The organism is Corallococcus sp. AB049A (assembly GCF_003668885.1).
In the GTDB taxonomy this organism is placed as follows: Bacteria; Myxococcota; Myxococcia; order Myxococcales; family Myxococcaceae; genus Corallococcus; species Corallococcus interemptor.
Window position 1 is genome coordinate 1 of sequence record NZ_RAWL01000164.1, and the last position, 17445, is coordinate 17445.

At 70.6% G+C, this 17445-nt stretch carries 15 protein-coding genes and 1 pseudogene; 7 read left to right on the forward strand and 9 right to left on the reverse strand.

Annotated elements, in window-relative coordinates; genetic code table 11:
• Positions 1-650 (forward strand): annotated as a pseudogene (locus D7X55_RS18885) (hypothetical protein); the annotation flags it as partial.
• Between the two features lie 8 nt (positions 651-658).
• Positions 659-1183, forward strand: a complete 525-nt coding sequence (locus D7X55_RS18890; RefSeq protein WP_120547893.1) for a tetratricopeptide repeat protein — start codon at positions 659-661, stop codon at positions 1181-1183.
• A 145-nt stretch (positions 1184-1328) separates the two neighbouring features.
• Here D7X55_RS18890 and D7X55_RS18895 read toward each other — a convergent pair whose 3' ends face one another.
• The 4 genes from D7X55_RS18895 to D7X55_RS18910 all read right to left on the reverse strand — a co-directional run bounded on the left by D7X55_RS18895 (position 1329) and on the right by D7X55_RS18910 (position 5897).
• The gene (locus tag D7X55_RS18895; RefSeq protein ID WP_121723799.1) at positions 1329-2525 is read right to left on the reverse strand and encodes a M48 family metalloprotease; all 1197 of its coding nucleotides are present in this window, start codon (positions 2523-2525) and stop codon (positions 1329-1331) included.
• Positions 2526-2543: 18 nt separating this feature from the next.
• The gene (locus D7X55_RS18900; RefSeq protein ID WP_121723800.1) at positions 2544-3728 is read right to left on the reverse strand and encodes a tetratricopeptide repeat protein; all 1185 of its coding nucleotides are present in this window, start codon (positions 3726-3728) and stop codon (positions 2544-2546) included.
• Between the two features lie 139 nt (positions 3729-3867).
• The gene (locus tag D7X55_RS18905) at positions 3868-4980 is read right to left on the reverse strand and encodes an ArsA-related P-loop ATPase (protein ID WP_120547896.1); all 1113 of its coding nucleotides are present in this window, start codon (positions 4978-4980) and stop codon (positions 3868-3870) included.
• Positions 4977-5897, reverse strand: a complete 921-nt coding sequence (locus tag D7X55_RS18910) for an ArsA family ATPase (RefSeq protein WP_120547897.1) — start codon at positions 5895-5897, stop codon at positions 4977-4979. The genes D7X55_RS18905 and D7X55_RS18910 overlap by 4 nt, the downstream gene beginning before the upstream one ends.
• Before the next feature lie 195 nt (positions 5898-6092).
• On the opposite strand from D7X55_RS18910, the gene D7X55_RS18915 reads away from it, so the two are divergent.
• Together D7X55_RS18915 and D7X55_RS18920 are read left to right on the forward strand one after the other, a co-directional pair.
• Positions 6093-6404, forward strand: coding sequence for a hypothetical protein (locus tag D7X55_RS18915; RefSeq protein WP_120547898.1), 312 nt, complete (start codon positions 6093-6095; stop codon positions 6402-6404).
• Between the two features lie 59 nt (positions 6405-6463).
• Positions 6464-7270: a ParA family protein gene (locus D7X55_RS18920; RefSeq protein WP_121723801.1), complete on the forward strand. Its 807-nt coding sequence runs from the start codon at positions 6464-6466 to the stop codon at positions 7268-7270.
• Positions 7271-7324: 54 nt separating this feature from the next.
• On the opposite strand, the gene D7X55_RS18925 is transcribed toward D7X55_RS18920, so the two are convergent.
• Positions 7325-8005: a polyhydroxyalkanoate synthesis regulator DNA-binding domain-containing protein gene (locus tag D7X55_RS18925; RefSeq protein ID WP_120547900.1), complete on the reverse strand. Its 681-nt coding sequence runs from the start codon at positions 8003-8005 to the stop codon at positions 7325-7327.
• Between the two features lie 168 nt (positions 8006-8173).
• Here D7X55_RS18925 and D7X55_RS18930 point away from each other — a divergent pair, with 168 nt between their 5' ends.
• Together D7X55_RS18930 and D7X55_RS18935 are read left to right on the forward strand one after the other, a co-directional pair.
• Positions 8174-10291 (forward strand): zinc-ribbon domain-containing protein, encoded by a 2118-nt coding sequence (locus tag D7X55_RS18930; RefSeq protein ID WP_121723802.1) that lies wholly within the window; start codon positions 8174-8176, stop codon positions 10289-10291.
• A 7-nt stretch (positions 10292-10298) separates the two neighbouring features.
• Complete coding sequence (locus D7X55_RS18935; protein WP_121723803.1) at positions 10299-11090, forward strand: hypothetical protein; 792 nt, start codon at positions 10299-10301, stop codon at positions 11088-11090.
• Here the strand turns inward: D7X55_RS18935 and D7X55_RS18940 are convergent.
• Positions 11087-11308, reverse strand: a complete 222-nt coding sequence (locus tag D7X55_RS18940) for a twin-arginine translocase TatA/TatE family subunit (RefSeq protein WP_120547903.1) — start codon at positions 11306-11308, stop codon at positions 11087-11089. The two genes, D7X55_RS18935 and D7X55_RS18940, sit on opposite strands and share 4 nt — an antisense overlap.
• A 75-nt stretch (positions 11309-11383) precedes the next feature.
• Here D7X55_RS18940 and D7X55_RS18945 point away from each other — a divergent pair, with 75 nt between their 5' ends.
• On the forward strand, positions 11384-12100 hold the full coding sequence (locus D7X55_RS18945; RefSeq protein WP_121723804.1) for a glycerophosphodiester phosphodiesterase family protein: 717 nt from the start codon (positions 11384-11386) through the stop codon (positions 12098-12100).
• On the opposite strand, the gene D7X55_RS18950 is transcribed toward D7X55_RS18945, so the two are convergent.
• The 3 genes from D7X55_RS18950 to D7X55_RS18960 all read right to left on the reverse strand — a co-directional run.
• Entirely contained in the window at positions 12101-13009 is a 909-nt protein-coding gene (locus D7X55_RS18950) for a hypothetical protein (protein ID WP_121723805.1), read from the reverse strand.
• A gap of 175 nt (positions 13010-13184) precedes the next feature.
• Positions 13185-16430, reverse strand: a complete 3246-nt coding sequence (locus D7X55_RS18955; protein WP_121723806.1) for an MXAN_5808 family serine peptidase — start codon at positions 16428-16430, stop codon at positions 13185-13187.
• A 217-nt stretch (positions 16431-16647) separates the two neighbouring features.
• Positions 16648-17445 (reverse strand): EI24 domain-containing protein (locus tag D7X55_RS18960; RefSeq protein WP_121723807.1); only part of this gene is annotated, 798 nt, incomplete at its 5' end.

Consider the following 17445-nt stretch of genomic DNA (forward strand, 5'->3'; position numbering starts at 1 on the left):
AGATTGTGTATAAGAGACAGCTCCAGGCCTACGCGGACGCGCTCCACGTGCTGGATGACAACTGGGACACCTTCGACGCGATGGGCGGAGTGAAGGACGGCAAGCTGTCGCTGGCGAGCCTGGAGGCGATGCTGGACAACCCGGCGGCCTCTCCCACGCTCAAGCGCGCCGCGCAGTTCTTCAAGGACCACCCCGAGTACTGGAACCGCCTGGAGATGGCGGAGAGCGGCCGGGACGGCATCGCCGGCTGGAAGGACCTGGACGCGGAGCTGGACGCGGTGGCGAAGCCTTCGACGGGCGGTGGCCGGAGCACGGGCGGCTCGCGGGCGCGGGACATCGTGGACAACCCGAACATGAGCATCGAGCAGAAGGTGCAGGCCCTGCTCATGGGCATCACCGAGGACACCGACTCGGAGCTGCTGGACGTGATGAACGAGATGGCCAGCGCCCGCGAGGAGCGCGCCACGCTGGGCTCCAGCGACTCCGACAAGGCGCGCGGCGCGAAGCTGGATACGAGCATGCAGGAGCTGGAGCTGCGGCTTCAGACGCTGATGGAGAAGCGCAAGGCGATGTTCGACCTGATGAGCAACATGTCCTCGAAGTTCAACGAGATGGCGAAGACGGCCATCTCCAACCTGCGCAGCGCGTGAGGGCCGCCATGGGACGCATCATCAAGCACGAGGGCGGCGAGGGACCGACGATGGAGACCGGAACGGCGCGCAGGCTCAAGGCGTTCGCGCGGGGGGAGACGACCTGGGCGGAGGTGGAGGGGATGACCTTCGAGGAGGCGAAGGCCATCGCGCAGGTGGGCTGCGACCTGGCGGCGGCGGGCCGGCTGGAGGAGGCGCGCATCCTCTTCGAGGGGCTGGTGGAGGGGAACCCCAAGGACTCCGCGGCGCACGCGGCGCTGGGCACGGTGTACCAGAAGCTGGGCAGGGTGGAGGACGCGCTCACCGAGTACACGCACGCGTTGACGGGAGACCCGCGCAACCCCGTGGCGCTGACGGGCCGGGGCGAGCTGCACCTGCGCCGGGGTGAGCGGCAGGGCTTCACGGACATCGCCAACGCGGTGGAGGTGGATCCGCACGGCGAGACGTCCGCGGGGCGCCGCGCCAGGGCCCTGGTGAAGGCCATCACCCTGGTGGCGGTGGAGAAGCTGAAGGAGGGCGCTCCGCCCACGTGACGGGTTGAAGGAAGAGACGCTTCAAGATGGATGTGCCACCGGACAGTTGGGGAGCGGTCCGGGGGCGGCTGGCCGGAGGGTGGGCCTGGATGGCGAGGGGGAGTGGAGTGGAGGCCCATCCACCGGCGGCTTCTTGAACGGCGGCTCAGGGCGCGTCGAGCGCTGCGAGCCGTTCCCCGATGGGGGGATGGCTCATGCCCTTGAGGACGACCCAGCGGGGGGGCTCGGGGTCCATCTTGTTCACCCGGGCGGCCTTCACCAGCATGCGGCGGAAGGCGGCGGGGTCGCCGGTGAGCGTCAACCCGTAGCGGTCCGCCTCGCGCTCGCGCTGGCGGGAGAGCGCCCCGGACACGGGGGCCGCGAGGGTTATCAGCAGGAACACCACCAGCGAGACGAGCGGCAGGGTGCGGATGTCGCCCGCGCGCTGGACGCCCCACCAGCCCCGCCGGGCGGAGAGGCGCAGCAACTGGTCGATGAGGAAGAGCAGGGCCAGCACCGCGAGCGAGGAGGCGATGCGCCCGGGCCAGCGGGGCTCGTTCACGTGGCCCGCCTCATGCGCCACCGCGGCCAGGATTTCATCCTCCGCGAGCTCACCCAGGATGACGTCGTTGAGGACGATGGTGCGCGTGGGGCCCTGGCCGGCGAAGTACGCCTGGATGCGCTTGGACATCACGGACGTCTTCTCCACCAGCACGTCGGAGAAGGTGATGTCCGCCTTCCGCATCAGCGCGGTGATGCGCGAGCGCAGCGGCCCCTCCGGCAGGGGCGTCTGGTCGAAGTAGAGGCGGGCGCGGTACGGGTCCAGCGCGGCGGACACCAGCATCAGCAGGGCCACGGGCACGCCCAGCACCAGCCACCAGCGGCGCACCCGGCGGGCCAGGCCGTACAGGCCGACCACGAGCGCCGTCAGGGCGATGGCGCCCACGAGGCTGCCCTTGAACCACGTCCACGCGAAGGTGGCGGGCGTGTCGTTGGACATGCCGTGCCGGTGCTCCAGCACGTAGTAGAAGTACACGTTGGCGGGCGCGTAGAGCAGCTGGGTGGCCAGGTCGATGAAGAGCGCGAAGAGGATGGCGGTGCCCCAGCCGGGCTCGCCCCACAGCCGGTCCATGGCGCTGAAGAAGGCGCGGCTCACCGGCGCCTTGCGTAAGCCGGCCCCGAACCTGCGCTCCAGCGCCGCCGCCGCGGCCTCCGCCCCCCGGTACACCGGCCGCAGGAGCACGGCGAGGATGAGCGCCGACAGGGCCAGCCGCACCAGCGGGTCCACCGCGGCCCGGATGTAATAGGGCTGATGGTAGGCGTGGATGTCGGCGAGCTGCTCCGGGGTGAAGAGCGGTTCCATGGCCTGGAGGCGCCAGCGTCAGCGGTGCTTCGCGCCCGCGTTGGAGGCGGGCATGGGCACGGAGACCTCGTCCGACGCCGTGTCGGCGTCCGCGTCCGCGAGCAGGAGCGACTTCACCTTCTCCAGGCTCTGGCGGGTGCGGTCCACGAAGGCGTTCTGCGAGCCGATGCGCTCGGCGGCCTCCAGGGTGCGCTCGTAGATGTTGATGGACTTGGTGAGCAGCACGCGGATCTTCTTGCGCAGCTCCTGGCGGTAGACCTCCGCCTCCTCGGCGTTGAGCTCCGGGGGCGTGGGCGAGTTCACCATGTGCTCGTGGAGGTTTTCGTACAGGGCGCCAATCTGCGCGCCCGCGGCGGTGGCCCAGTAGCCGTTGCCCACGCGGATGGCGCGCAGGTAGTGGCCCTGCGCGGACAACAGCAGCTCCGCCTTGTAGTTGAGGTCCTGCGCCAGCCCGTCGCTGCCCCGGCTGGCCTCCAGCTTCACGGCCTCGTAGTGCAGCCGGTAGATTTCGCCGACGAAGAAGTGCGCCTGCGCGGGGAAGTAGTCCTCCACCTCCGCCTTGTCCGGCAGGGCGTCATACGCGGCCAGCGCCTTGCGCAGCGTGGCTTCCGCGTCGTCGGTGCGGCCGGCCTCCACCTGGCAGATGCCCTGCTGCACCTGGGCCTCGATGCGCCGGCCCGCGGGCAGGTCCGCGCGCGCGGCCAGCGTCGTCAGCAGCTTCACCGCCTCCTCGTAGCGCTCCAGGTGGTAGAGCGTCTCCGCCACGCGGAAGGACGCGTCCAGCGCGTCGCCCTGGCCCTTCTCCGGCTCCGCCAGGTCGGAGAAGCGCCCGTAGGCGTCGTCCCACTCCTTGAGGCGCTGGTGCGCGAGGCCCGCGTTGTAGAGGGCCTCCCGGCGGTGCGGGCTGTTGGGGTGGAAGTCCGCGAGCCGGCCGAGGTAGCGCGCCGCCTGCTTGAAGTCGTTGGCGGCGAAGGCGGAGGTGCCGCCGGCGAAGAGCTCCTCGTCGTTGAGCTTGTCCAGCTCCAGGTCCGCCGTCACCGTGACGGGGTCGAACTCCACGACCTGCTTGTTCGCCGTGCCGTCCGGCTTCGTCGCCGCGCCCGTGGTGCGGCAGCCCGTGAGCACCAGGCCCAGGCCCAACACGCCTGCCCACAGCCACCGCCGGGTGACTCCGGCCGACTCCATCCGCTTCCTGCCGTGCATGCAGCTCACTCCCATCCGGTACGGCCCCGGACATCGACACCCCGGAGACCCGCCAGGTTCCCGGAGTGCTCTTTCCGGGACCGCCAGTCTAATGCGGGATGGCCCCGGGTGCCCTGTCACGCACCGTGGGGGAGGGCGCTCAGGCGAGGACGTCGTCGCCCAGGAGGTAACGGCCGGTGCCCCACAGCGCCACCAGGTCGTGCACGTCCAGCCCGAAGCGCGGCACCTGGATGAGGGGCGTGCCCGGACAGGCCGCGCGCAGCTGCGCCATGCCCTCCAGGTCCTGTTGTGCCAGCACCTGGAGCTCGCGCAGCGTCTCCTCCACCTTCGCGCGCCGGGTGGGCGTCAGCGTGGCCGCGTCCTCCCACTGCGCCTGCGTGGGCAGCGGGTGCACGCGGTTCACCACGATGGCCGTCATCTCCATGCGGTTCTGCGCGAGCAGCTTGTGGAAGTGGATGGCCTCGTCCAGCCGCTCCGGGTTGGGGCTCGTCACCAGCACGAACCCCGTCGTCTTGTCCTCCAGGAGCTCCCGCACGCCGCGGGCGCGCTCGCGGAAGCCCTCGTTCATGGAGGAGAGCGTCAGCATGAAGGAGGACAGCTCCTGGAGCATCTCCGTGCCGGTGAAGCGCGACAGCGCGCGCGTCACATAGCTGCCGCCCAGGTTGAAGAGGGACAGGCCCACCTTGCCCGCCTTGAGCGCGGGCGTGAGCAGCCACTTGGCCGCTTCGTTGTCCAGGAAGTCCAGCACCCGGTTGGGCGCGTCCAGGAAGTCCAGCGCGTGCGCGGTGGGCGGCGTGTCCAGCACCACCAGCTGGTAGTCGCTGCGCCGCCGCAGGTCCCAGACCTTCTCCATGGCGATGTATTCCTGGCTGCCCGCCAGGGCCGTGGAGAGGGACTGGTAGAAGCGGTTGGCGAAGATCTTCTCGCGCTGCTCCGGCGGGGCCACGCGGGTGATGAGGTCGTCCCAGGTGGCCTTCATGTCCAGCATCATCGCGTGCAGGGCCGCCTTGGGCTTCACGCCCAGGGGCTCCAGCGCGGACGCGGGGACTTCCGCCTCCGTGTTGCCCAGGCCGGACAGGCCCAGGGAGTTGGCCAGGCGCTTCGCCGGGTCGATGGTGCACACGATGCTGGGGCGTCCCTCCACCGCCGCGCGCAGCGCGAGCGTCGCCGCCACCGTCGTCTTGCCCACGCCGCCAGAGCCCACGCAGATGAGCACGCGCTTGTTCGCGAGCGCCGCTTGCAGCGCCGTCATGCTCCCGTGCCTCCGGTCACCATCGCGTTCAGGTGCCCCATCACCGTCTCCACCGCGTCCCGTCCGAAGCGCGGCACGAACAACCTGGGCACCGTGTACACCGGCGCGTGGAGGTTGCGCTCCAGCTTCGTTCCCGCGAGCACCGCCTGCGACGCGCGGTCATGGTGTGCCTGCGCCACGCGCTTGAGCTCCGGGTGGCCCGCCAGCGCCTCCAGGTCGGCTTCCGTGAAGCGCTCCGGGAAGGCCTGGTTGAGCACCGCCGCGTGCGTGCGGATGTGCACCCGGTCCCTCAGCGCGCTGTGCAGCTCCAGCGCCTCGTTCACCGGCATCTCCTCCGGCAGCGCCACCAGCACCGCGGCGGTGACGGAGGGGTCCACCAGGAGGTCGCGCATCTTCAGCGCCTCGCGCGTCATGGGCCCCGGCGGAATCGTCTGCAGGAGCACCTGCGGCACGCTCAGGAAGGAGATGGCGTGGCCGGTGGCGGGCGCGTCCAGCACCAGCGTGTCGTACTTCCAGCGGCCGTCCGGCAGCTTCTCCTGGAGGTGGAAGAGGATCTTCCCCAGCAGCACCAGCTCCTGGAGGGACGGGATGAAGCGCAGGAAGTAGCGCACCAGCCGGTTCTCGAAGACCGTCTTGTAGAGGGTCTCGAAGCGCAGGACCATCAGGCCGTACTCGCGCATGGCCTCCTGGGGGCGCACGTCCACCGCCCAGAGGTTCTCCTCCAGCAGCTTCACCTCCGGGCCCGCTTCGGGCAGCTCCAGGATGCGGCTGACGCGCTCCTGCGTGTTCACTTCACACACCAGGGTGCGCCGGCCGGCGCGCACCGAGGCCAGGGCCAGGGCGGCGGCGATGGTCGTCTTCCCCACGCCCCCCTTGCCAGAGACGATCCACAGGCGTTTGTCGAGCAGTCCGGCCATAAGAGGGCGCGCGAACCGTAGGGATGGGTTCCCGGAGAGTCAACGAGAGTCCACGAGCGGAAACCCCCATTGTTCCCCTGCTTGACACGTCGCGTTGGCCCCTCCCAGAGTGCGGCGTCCTCTTCCTGACGTCCCGCCTGTCCCGAGGGCCAAGGTGCCTTTGCCGGGGGGCCGGACCTGAACGGTTCCAAGACCATGCTCAAGAACAACCCGGTGATGAAGAAGCTCGTGGAGACGGGCGAGGAGCGCGTGGGCAAGCTCGCGCAGCAGCTGCTCTCCAACGAGAAGTTCGTGGCGGCGGTGCAGACGCTGGTGTCCCGCTCGCTCGCGGCGAAGGGGACGCTGGACGCGGCGCTGCGCACGGCGCTGTCCGCCATGAACCTGCCGTCCACCGCGGACCTGGAGCAGCTGCGCTCCAAGGTGGACGACCTGGAGAGGCTGCTCTCGTCCGTCGAAAGCAAGGTGGACACGCTGGTGTCGAGCGCGTCCTCCAAGAAGAAGGGGTAGGGCGCGTCTTTCGCTTCCGTCTTTCGCTTCCGTCTTTCGCTTTCCTTGAGGAGGGAGCCATGCGGCGCATCGCGTTCATCAACGAGAAGGGCGGCACCTGCAAGACGACGCTCGCGGTGAACACCGCCGCGTGGCTCGCGCTGGAGCAGCGCCGCCGCGTGCTGCTGGTGGACCTGGACACGCAGGGCCACGCGGGCAAGTCCCTGGGCGTGGACGTGCGCACGCTGCCCCGGAATGTCTTCCACCTGCTCACCGACGCGGAGGTGTCCCTGTCCTCCGTGGTGCGACAGACGGGCGTGAGCGGGCTGGACGTGGTGCCCGCGTACAAGGAGATGGCGGAGTTCCCGGTGGTGGTGGCGCAGGACCCGCGCCGCGCGCACCGGCTGGCGGACCGCATGCGGGAGGCGGAGGCCGCGGGCTACGACCTGGTGCTGTTCGACGCGCCTCCGTCCATGGGGCTCACCACGCGCAACATCCTGGTGGCGGCGTCAGAGGTGGTGGTGCCGGTGGCGCTGACGTACCTGGCGCTGGACGGGTGCGCGGAGCTGGCGGAGACGGTGCGCCAGGTGGGCGAGGCGGAGGGGCGCCCGGATTTGCGCGTCACCAAGGTGGTGCCCACGCTGTACCGCAAGACGGCGCTGGCCACGGCCATCCTGGAGCGCCTGCGCGCGTACTTCCCCGACGCGCTCGCCGCCACGCCGCTGGGCTACAGCGTCAAGGTGGACGAGGCGCAGAGCCACGGGAAGACCATCTGGGAGTACGCACCCCAGAGCCCGGGGGCGCGGATGCTCGCGGCCATCGCGGCGGAGATCGACGGCGGGGCCCCTGCCGCGAAGCGGAAGCGGGCCCGGTCGAAGGTGGCCTGAAGCGCCAGGCGCCCGCTTCCTCACGGGCGCCGCGACGTCCAGGCCTGGGGGACTTCAGGACGCGCTGGTGTCCTTCTTGTCGCCCTTCTCCACGGCGTCGAGCTTCTTCTCCAGCTCCTCCAGCCGCTGCATGAGGGCCTGCATGTCGCGGCCCAGCGCGGGGAGGTTGCCGGTGAGGTTCTCCACGACCTGCTTCACGCGCTCGTCGATGCGGCGCTGGAAGTCCTCGAAGGCGCGCTGGCTGGCCTTGAGGAGCTCCGCCGGGTTGAGGCCCGCGGCGTTGCCCTCGGCCTGCGGCGCGGGCGTGGTGGTGGCGGCGGCTTCCGGAGCGGCGGCCTCCTGCGGGCTGCCGTCCTCGCGGCGCAGCAGCTTGTCCAGCCGCTGCTCGGCCTCCTCGCGGATGGAGGCGACGCGCGGCGAGACCTCCTTCTGGATGAACCCGGAGATGGACTCGCCGGGGTGGCGGATGATCTCCCGCAGCACCGACAGCGGCATCTGGTTCTTCTTCTTCTCCTCCTCGAAGATGATCTGCGCGAGGGTGACGGAGGTCAGGTCTTCCTTCGTGCGGTTGTCGACAATCCGCACCTCGGTGCCCTCCTTGATCATCGCGGCGATTTCATCGAGCGTGACGTACCGGCTCTCCACGGTGTCGTAGAGTTTCCGGTTCGTGTAGCGCTTGATGATCTTCGGCTCCTTGGAGTTGCTGGGAGCGTTTGCTTGCTCGGCCTCGCTCATGTCTGTCGTCTCCGACCCCGGCTGCGCCTTGGCATTTACTGGTTTACTTCTCGATTTCCAAAGGGGCGAACCTCGTATCAAAGGGGTTGGAAGCGAGCAAGTTACCCGGGTCCGACTCGCCGCCGTTGACGGGTGGGCCTATGCTTCGAGTCCCCCCGACCCGACCCCATGATCGTCCAGTGCGAACAGTGCCAGACGCGGTTCAAGATCCCCGACGAGAAGGTGACGGAAAAAGGGGTCAAGGTCCGCTGCACCAAATGCCAGAACACCTTTCGGGTCGCGCGTGAGCCCGCGCCGGCCCTGAGCGCCCCTCCGCCCGCTGGCCCTCCGGCCGGGCAGCCGGACCCGTTCCATGCGTTCGGAGAGGCCCCGGAGCCCACCGGAGAGGTCACCCGGCCCGGCCCCGCGTACTACGCGCCCGGCGCTCCCGCGGTGAAGTCCCAGGTCAACGCCTGGGGTGACGTGGACTTGGACATCGACGTGGATGCCTCGCCGGGCGCCGGCGCGCCGATGATGCCGTTCGACCCGCCCACGCCGTCCCCGGGCGTCGCGTCCCGGCGGCCCACGGCTCCGCTGGCGTCCCCCACGAACCTGGCGGGTCTGGACCTGGAGGATCCGTTCGCGGACTTCATGGCGGACGCCCCCGCACCGGGCGCTCCCGTGGCGGCTCCCCGGCCTGCCGTGGCGCCGCCTGCTCCGCCGGCTCCCCGTCCGGCGCCGCCGGGGGCCTTCGCGCCTCCCGCCGCCCGGGCCGCTCCTCCCGGGGCGTTCGCGGCGGGGCCCGGTGGCGCGCCCCGTCCGGCCGCCGTGGCTCCGGAGGCCGCAGTGGCGTCCAGGGGACCCGTTCCTCCCGGAGCGGTGGCTCCTCCGGCGCCTGGGGCCTTTCCGGCGCGTGCCGCCATGCCTCCCGCCGCTCCGCCTGGAAGCGCGGGCCCGGCTCCGGTGCGTGCCGCCATGCCTCCCGCTCCGGCCGCTCCCTCGAGCGCGGCCCCGGCGCGTGCGGCCATGCCCCCGGCTCCTGCCACTCCGCCTGGAGGCGCGGCTCCGGGTCGTGCCTCCATGCCCGGGGCTCCCGGCGCCGCGCCGGGTATGGGCGCGGCTCCGGCGCGCACGGCTCCTCCTCCGGGACCTCGTGCCCCCGTGGCCTCACCGGGCCTTTCCGCCGCTGGTTCGACGGACCTTGCTCCGGATCCGCTCTTCGACTTCCCCATCGACGCGCCCGCGGCTCCGGACGCGGCGTCCCTTCGCCATGCCGCGAACGTCGCCGCGGCCCCCGCGCCGGGCGGTGCCTCTGCGGTGGGGCCGGTGACGCCCGCGCCGGGCTTCGCGTCCGAGGATCCGTTCGCCTCCATCGACATGGCCGCCGCTCCGCCCCAGGACCTGGCCGGTCCGCCCCCGGAGGACCTGGGGGCCGCCGCCGAGCCCATGGGCGACCTGTTCGACTTCTCCGGCGCGGGGGCTTCCGGCGAGGAGGGGATGACCGCCTCGGACACCGGCCGCGCCGCGCTCCTGGGCGACGTGCCCGCGGAAGCAGGCGCCGAGGATGCCGGCGGCATCTCGCTGCTGAGCGACGTGCCGGCGTACGACGACGGCGATCCGTTCAAGATCACCACGCCCCGCCGCGAGGTGGTGGACCTGGCCCCTCTGCGCTCCGGGCCGGCCGTCACCGTGGCCAAGCCCTCCGCCCGCATCGAGGACGTGGGCATGCCCCAGCGCCGGCTGCCCGGCCGCGCGCGGAAGTTGACGGGGCTGGTCCTCAACCTCGCCATCGCCACCGTGCTGGTGGTGGCCCTGGGCGCGCTCGGCGCCGTGTACCTGCGCGAGGGCAGGGTGGACCCGTCCACGCTGTCCCCGGACCGCCTGCGCACGCTGGTGCTGCCCGCGTCCCGCCCGTTCGTCGCGAGCGACGTGTCCAACGGCCTCTACGAGACGCGCGATGGCCGCATGCTCTTCGTCGTGCGCGGCGAGGCGGAGAACCGCACCGGCGCCGCCGCGGCCGTGCGCGTGCGCGCCGCCCTGTTCGACGGCGACCAGCGGGTGCGCTCCACGGAAGGGCTCGCGGGCGCGCTGGCCACGCCGGAGGAGTTGCACGCCGTCACCACGCGCGAGGCCGCCACCGCGCTCCGCCAGCGCATGGACGCGGCGTCCCTGCCGGTGCCGCCGGGCGGCAAGGTGCCCTTCCTGGTGATGTTCCAGGAGTTCCCCGCGGACCTGAGCGGCTTCCGGCTGGAGGTGACGCTGGAGCCCGTTCCCTCCGAACCCACCGCGGACCGCACGGGAGGCTGAAGCCGCCATGCCGACGCTGGACGAGGCCCGGGTGCTCGCGCGCCACCTGCACGCCCTGGGCGGAGGCGCCACCGTGCGCCGCAAGGCCGCCGCGCGCGAATTGGCCCGCCGCGAGCCGTTCGACACGAACGAGCTCATTGGCCACCTGCTGACGCTGTCCCGCGCCGGACAGGCCCCCGCCACCTGCGTGCTGTCGGACTTCCTGGCCGCGCTGGATCAGGAGGCCGAGCACATCCCCCACGTGGAGGCGCTCCGGCGCATGGCCCACGTGCAGTCGCTGGAGGCGGTGGCGGACCTGTTCGCCCAGGGCCCCGCGCGCAAGGAGCTGGACGCGGACGCCGCCGCCCGCGCGGACGCGCAGGCCGCCAGCCAGTCGCTGGGCCACCTGAAGCAGCAGGCCCGCCTCACGCGCGACCCGGACGTGCTGTCGCGCCTGGCCACCGTCAGCAACCCGGGCGTGCTGCGCAACGTGCTGATCAACCCGCGCCTCACCGAGGACCTGGTGGTGCGCATCGCCGCTCGCAGGCCCGCGCGTCCGGAGCCGCTGGTGGAAATCTGGAAGTCGCCGCGCTGGTCCGTGCGCCACAAGGTGCGCCGCGCGCTGGCCTTCAACCCGTACCTGCCGCCGGAGGTGGGCGCGAAGCTGGTGCCGCTGCTCACCACCGCGGACCTGCGCGAGCTGGTGGACGACGCGGGGCTCCTGCCCGCGCTGAGGCAACAGGCCGCGCGGCTGCTGCTCGCGCCAGCGCCCGGAAGCCCGCCCGGACCGCTGGTGCTCCCGACCGGGGAGGAGTTCTAGGAGCGGTGGTCCTTGGAGCCTTCGGTGAAGTCCGCGTCGGTGCTGCCCCGGCGCGAGTGGGGCAGGTGCTTCACGTCCACCAGGTCCTCACCCTTTGAGGCCTTGCGGAACGAGTAGACGAACTTGCCCACCGCGTTGCCCAACTGCCCCATCCGGGCGGCCGAGAAGACCACCAGCAGGATGAAGCCGAGGATGATGAACTCGCCGAGGCCCAGCATGCGTTCGACACTGCAATAAACCCACCCGCGAGGCAAGTCGCGCCCGCGCCGGTTCCAGCGCACACTGTCGCGCCCATGCTCCTGCTCGCTCACCGTGGTGCCAGCGCCGACGCCCCCGAGAACACCCTGGAGGCCTTCGCGGAGGCCGTGCGCCAGGGCGCTGACGGCGTGGAGCTGGACGCCATGGTGTGCGGCTCCGGAGAGGTGGTCGTCTGCCACGACGAGCGCCTGGACCGCCTGGCGGGCCAGCCCTGGGAGGTGCGCACCACGCCCTGGTGGAAGCTCTCCCGCGCGGACGTGGGCTCGCCCCTGGGCTTCGCTCCGGCGCGCATCCCGCTGCTGGCGGAGGTGCTGGACGCGCTGCCTGCGCACTTCCTGGTCAACATCGAGCTGAAGTGCGACCGCTTCGACGACGGCGGCCTGGCGGCGGGCGTGGCGCGGCTGGTGCGCGAGCGGCAGCTGGCGGGCCGCGTGGTGGTGTCCAGCTTCAACCCGCTGTGCCTCTTCCGCCTGGCGGCGGTGGCGCCCACGCTGCGCCGGGGCTTCCTCATCGACCCGGACAAGCCCTGGGCGCTGCAGGCGTACGCGCTGAGCCCGCTGGTGTCGTCGCACTCGGTGCACCCCTTCCACGAGGCGTGCACGCCGGAGCGCGTGGCCGCGTGGCGGGAGGCGGGCCTGACCGTGGCGGCGTGGACGGTGGACGACCCCCGGCGCGCCCGCGAGCTGCGCGAGGTGGGGGTGTCCTACCTCATCACCAACCGCCCGGGCCTCGTGCGCGAGGCCCTGCGCTGACTAGAAGTCCAGGCCCAGCGTGGTGTTGAAGGCGAAGACGGAGGGCAGGTCGCGGTTGCCGGCGCCCTCCTGGTCGAAGCTGCCCAGGTTGGTGAGCGAAATCTCCGCGCCCAGCTGCAGCACGCCGCCAATGAAGCGCGCGCCCGCGTAGAAGCGCGGGGTGAGGTTGTCGCCCGCGTTCACGCGCGAGTACGGCGCGGCGTTGGTCAGCGCGTCGCGCGAGTCGTTGCCCTGCGAGTCCGCCACGGTGCGGCTGGGGTCGAAGTCCAGCGTGCGCGTGGTGGCGCTGACGAAGTTCAGGTCCAGGCCGCCGTAGGGCGTCAGCGTCACCATGCCGCCCAGCGGGAACTGCTTGCCCACGCCGATGTCCAGGCCCGTGGTCGTCAGGTCCAGGTTGTGCGCGCCGAAGAGCTTCGTCACGTGCAGGCGCAGGCCCACGTCCGGCAGGTACGTGAAGCCCTCGTTGACGGCCCACTTCAGCTCGCCCGTGGCCGTCACCATGCTGCTCTTCTCAATCCAGCCCACGCGCCCGCCCAGCTCCAGCGAGAAGGGCAGGCCCTTGCGCACGTGCAGCGACGGCACCAGCACGGAGCCCGGCTGCTCCGCTTCCGTGGGCAGCTGCACGTCCTCCGGCAGCGACACCACGGACAACTCCGCGTTGAACGCGAAGCCCGAGTGGCCCGTGGTGCGCGGCGGCATCAGGTTCGCGGACGTCATCACCGCGCCGAACGTGCGCGCGAAGGCGCGGAAGTCCGCGCTGGCTTCGGCGAACTGCGTGTCGCTGATGATGGACGAGGAGCCACGGCGCTCGACGCCGAAGCGGGAAATCTTCAGGTCGTTGTCGTCCGCATGGGCCGCGGCCCCGGACAGCGCCGTCGCGAGCACCAGCCACCGACTGAACGTCCGCATGGGGGAATCACGCCTCCGGGACGCATGCCGGCCAAGCGGGCGCCCACCTGTCGCGGACCCTAAACCCGCCCTCGGTGAAGCGTCAACAAAACGGGCGGCCCTCCTCCAGGAAACGCCTGGAAGCGAGCCGCCCGTGGGTCAGGCGCTCCGGGGAGGGCCCCGGGGTTTCATTTCACTACTGGCGCGGCTTCACCGGCGTGGTGGCCGCGGCGGCGGGCGTCGTCACCTTCTGGGCCACCTCCGCCGGGCGGCGGCGGATGACCAGGGTGCGGCGGCTGGCGAACTCGCTGCTCTCACGGGCCACCACCAGCACGTTGTTGTTGCCCTCCTTGAGCGCGAAGTCGGAGGTGAACTTCAGCGTGTTGGGCTCGCCGCCCTTGGGGTCCACGGCCTTGAAGTAGACCTTCTGGTCGTTGACCAGCACGTAGACGTCCAACAGGCCGTTGGGGTCCTTCACCGCGCCGGAGAGGGTGAACTTGTCGCCGTTCACCACCACGCCGCCGTGGGACGGGTCCACGTCCAGCTTGATCTCCGGAGGCTGGTGCGTCGTCGTGTACGCCACCGTCTTGGGCGCCGCGGCCTTGCCGGTCTTCACTTCCTTCGCGTCCTGGGTGCGGACGAAGGCGAAGCGGTCCTTCTCCAGCGCGACCTTGTAGAAGCCCTTGGTGGTGGCCTCCAGGGCCAGCGTGGCGCCCTGCGGCAGCTTCGCCACCGGCCGCGCGTCCGCGGTGGGGGCGGCGAACAGCTCCGCCTTGTCGTTGAGCTTCACCAGGCCCTTCTTCGCCTCCAGCGGGGCCACGGGGCCGTCCTTCACCGGCAGCTGGAGCTTCTCCAGGACGAACTCCTCCAGGGGCTCATCCAGGATGGCCAGCTTCAGCGGGAAGGTGTCGCCCTTGAAGCCCTTCTTCAGGGACACCTGGAAGCGCGCCGTCTTCGTCTCACCGGGCTTGATCTCCCCCAGTTTGAAGCGGCCCTTCTCGATGAAGATGTTCGCGTCGCCGCCGTTCTTGATCTGCGCGAACGAGTCCAGCGCCGGGCCCACGCCCGTGTTGGTGACGTCCATCACCACCGTGACGTCCTCGCCGCGCTGCACGACGCCGTCGCCGTTGCAGTCCGCGCAGTCATCCACCACCTGCCAGTTGAAGGCGAAGGTGGGGCGGGGCAGCTCCACGAAGGACAGCTCGGAGACGAGCGTGTCGCGCAGGGCGCCGTTGTCGTCGAACAGCTTCACCTTCACGTCGTCGCGGCGGCTGGTGAGGTCCTTGGGCAGGCGCACCTGCACCTTCCAGGACTTCTTCTCACCCGGGGCCAGCGCGCCGAAGAGGAACTCGCGGCGGTCGAGGAACGCGTTGTCGCTCTCCGTCCAGCCACGCACGCGCTTGAGCGGCTCGGTGCCCTTGTTCTCCACGTTGATGACCATGTCCAGCTGCTCGCCGGCCACAATCTTCGTGTCCGCGCCCGGGGAGAAGCTGGCGTCCAGCTGCACGTTCTTCGGCGTGGGGCCGGGGCTCCAGTCCAGGCCCAGCGCGGCGATGGCGCCGTTGATGCGCTGCTCCTCCTCGCTGCGCTTCTGCTCCACGAAGGCCTTGCCCTTGGCGAGCTGCTCGGCGCGCTTCACGGCCGGGACCTTCAGGACGAAGTCGCGGGCGAACTGGACCTCGAAGTCCTCCTTGATCTCCTCCTGGGACTCCGCGTCCAGCTGGTCGTCCAGGTCCTCGCCCTGGCCGGCCACGTCCACGTCCAGCAGCGGATCATTCTGGCCGTGCTCCTTCTTGGCGTCCTTGCCCGGCTTGGCGGCGACCTTCTCCTTGGGCTCTTCCTTCTTGGCGGCGGCCTGGGCGGCCTTCTCGTCCACCTTCAGGTACTTGAGGCTGGTGCCCGGCTTCTCGCGGTCCAGCACCTCCTCGCGCTTCTTGGCGATGGTGGCGGACTCCGGGTTGCCGAAGTGCTGATCCAGGTCCGCCTCGCCCATGGACTTGCGCGGCGCGAACACGTCCACCCGGTCCGCGGTGACGCGCGTGGGCACCAGCTGGATGTCCGGAACGATGCCCACTTCCTGGATGGAGATGTCACCCGGGGTGAGGTACTTCGCGATGGTCAGCTTGAGCGCGCTGTCGTCCGGGAAGTCGTAGAGCACCTGCACGCTGCCCTTGCCGAACGTCTGGCGCCCGATGATGACCGCGCGGTCCAGGTTCTTGAGCGCGCCCGCCACGATTTCAGAGGCGGAGGCGCTGCCCGCGTTCACCAGCACCGCGATGGGGTAGTTCTCCTCGCCGTCGGAGGGACGCGCGCGCTTCTCCTCGCGCAGCTTGTCGCTGAAGCCCACCGTCGCGACGATGGTGCCCTTGGACAGGAACGTGTCCGACACCTGGATGGCCTGCTCCAGGAGGCCGCCCGGGTTGCCGCGCAGGTCGAGCACCAGGCCCTTGAAGCCGCCCTTGGCCTCCGCCTGCTTGCGGATGTCCGCCAGCGCCGCCTCCAGGTCGCGCGTGGTGTTGCCCTGGAAGTTCTTCAGGCGCACGTAGCCCACGCCGCCCGCGAGCAGCTTGTGCTGCACGGACTCAATCGAAATCATGGCGCGCGCCACCGTCATGTTGCGCGGCTTGTCCCAGCCGTCGCGCTCCACGGTGATGGTGATGCGGCTGTCCACCGGACCGCGCAGCTTGGACACGGCCTCGTTGAGGTCCATGTTGACGGTGGACTCCTCACCAATCTTCTTGATGCGGTCGTCCTTCTGGATGCCGGCGCGCGCCGCGGGCGTCTTGGGCAGCACCTTCACCACGGTGAGGTTGCCCTCCTTCATCTGGATGACGAAGCCCAGGCCGCCGAACTCACCCTTGGTGGACAGCTTCATCTCCCGGTACAGCTCCGGGCGCAGCAGCACCGAGTGGGGGTCCAGCGTGGAGAGCATGCCGTTGACGGCGGCGTACTCGATGTCGCGCGTCTCCTCGATGGGACGCATGTTCTTGGACAGGAAGTCGAACACGTCCTTCAGCGCGAAGGACATCTTCCACAGGGAGTCCACGTGGGAGATGTCGAACTCCTTCTGCTTGCCGTTGACGTTGACGTTGAGCTTGCCCGTCTCCGGGTTGCCGTCCACGAGCACGTCCGGAACGCTCTTCTCCACGTACTCCAGGGAGGCGATCATCATCTCCTTGGGCTTCACCCGCTTGGGATCGACGTAGTTCTCCTTCACGTAGAGGATGACCTTCGTGAGGACGCGGAGACTGTTGAGGTCGTGAGGGGCCTTCTCACCCTTGCCTCCGGAGGACGGCAGCGCGCCGTCCCAGGAGTCCTGCCCCGCCTCCGCCGCTCCCACGGTGAGCGGGAGGGGGGCGCGGTCACTGCCTGCGAATGCCCAGGCCCCACACAGAACGGCGACGGCGGTGATGCGGCGGAAGATACGCGGCATGCGGTTCATCCCAGCTGGGGCGCGAGAGGCGTCCCGGGTGATGCGTGAAAAGCCCTGTGAATCCGAACGGTTCAACGAGTGCCAAGGGACCTGGCAGCGGCCGGGCAAGCCTAATCACGGCTTCCTGGTGCTTCAAGGCGTGGCCTTGTCACTAGCGACCGAGAACGTCTGCCGCAGGCAATGCGTTCCCGAGCGGCCTGCATGTACGGACAGCCAGCCTCACCCTTTATTTCGCGGCTGCGTCTGGCGGTGGGGGCAGGTCCCCGGTCTCCCGCAGGGCCCGGTAGAGGAGGGTGCCCCCGACGATGGCCAGGGGGAGGAAGAAGGTGTTGAGGATGGGAACCCACAGGAGCAGGTAGACGCCCGCGCCGAAGCCCAGGCAGAGGGCCCGGCGCTCGCGCACCATGCGGCGCACCTGGGCGAAGGGGTACAGGTGGCGCGTCATGGGCGTGGCCAGGTGCTCCGCCGCCATCCAGAGCATGGTCCACACGCTGGCCAGCACGGTGAACGCCACGCTGCCCAGGCCCGGGATGAGGTTCAAAGGCAGGAGCACGGCCAGCCCCAGGAGGAGCAGCGCCATCCGGGCGAGCGTGTGCAACAGCCCTGTCGTCATGCCCCGCAGGAAGGAGGCGGGGGAGAGCACGGCGTCCGCTCCCGCACACTCGGCCTCGGTGGCCTCCGACAGCGGATCCTGCAGCGGCGTCAGCAGGAGGGGCGGCACCACGTTGGCGCCCACCACCCAGGCGACGAGCGAGCCCAGCACCAGCGCGAGGGTCCAGCCGGCCTGGCCGTACCAGGACTCGGGCCGGGCCCACACGGACTCCAGCAGGCCGGGGGCGTAGCGGTAGAGCAGCACGGCCAGCCCCACCAGGGTGATGGCGGTGAGGACCGCGCACAGGCTGGAGAGGAGGAGGAGGCGGCGCGAGCGGACGATGAGTCCGAAGGCCTTTCCGAGCACCCCCACGCCCTGGAGGAAATCCGACAGACGGGGCCGGGGAGACAGGGCAGGGACAGGGGATGCACT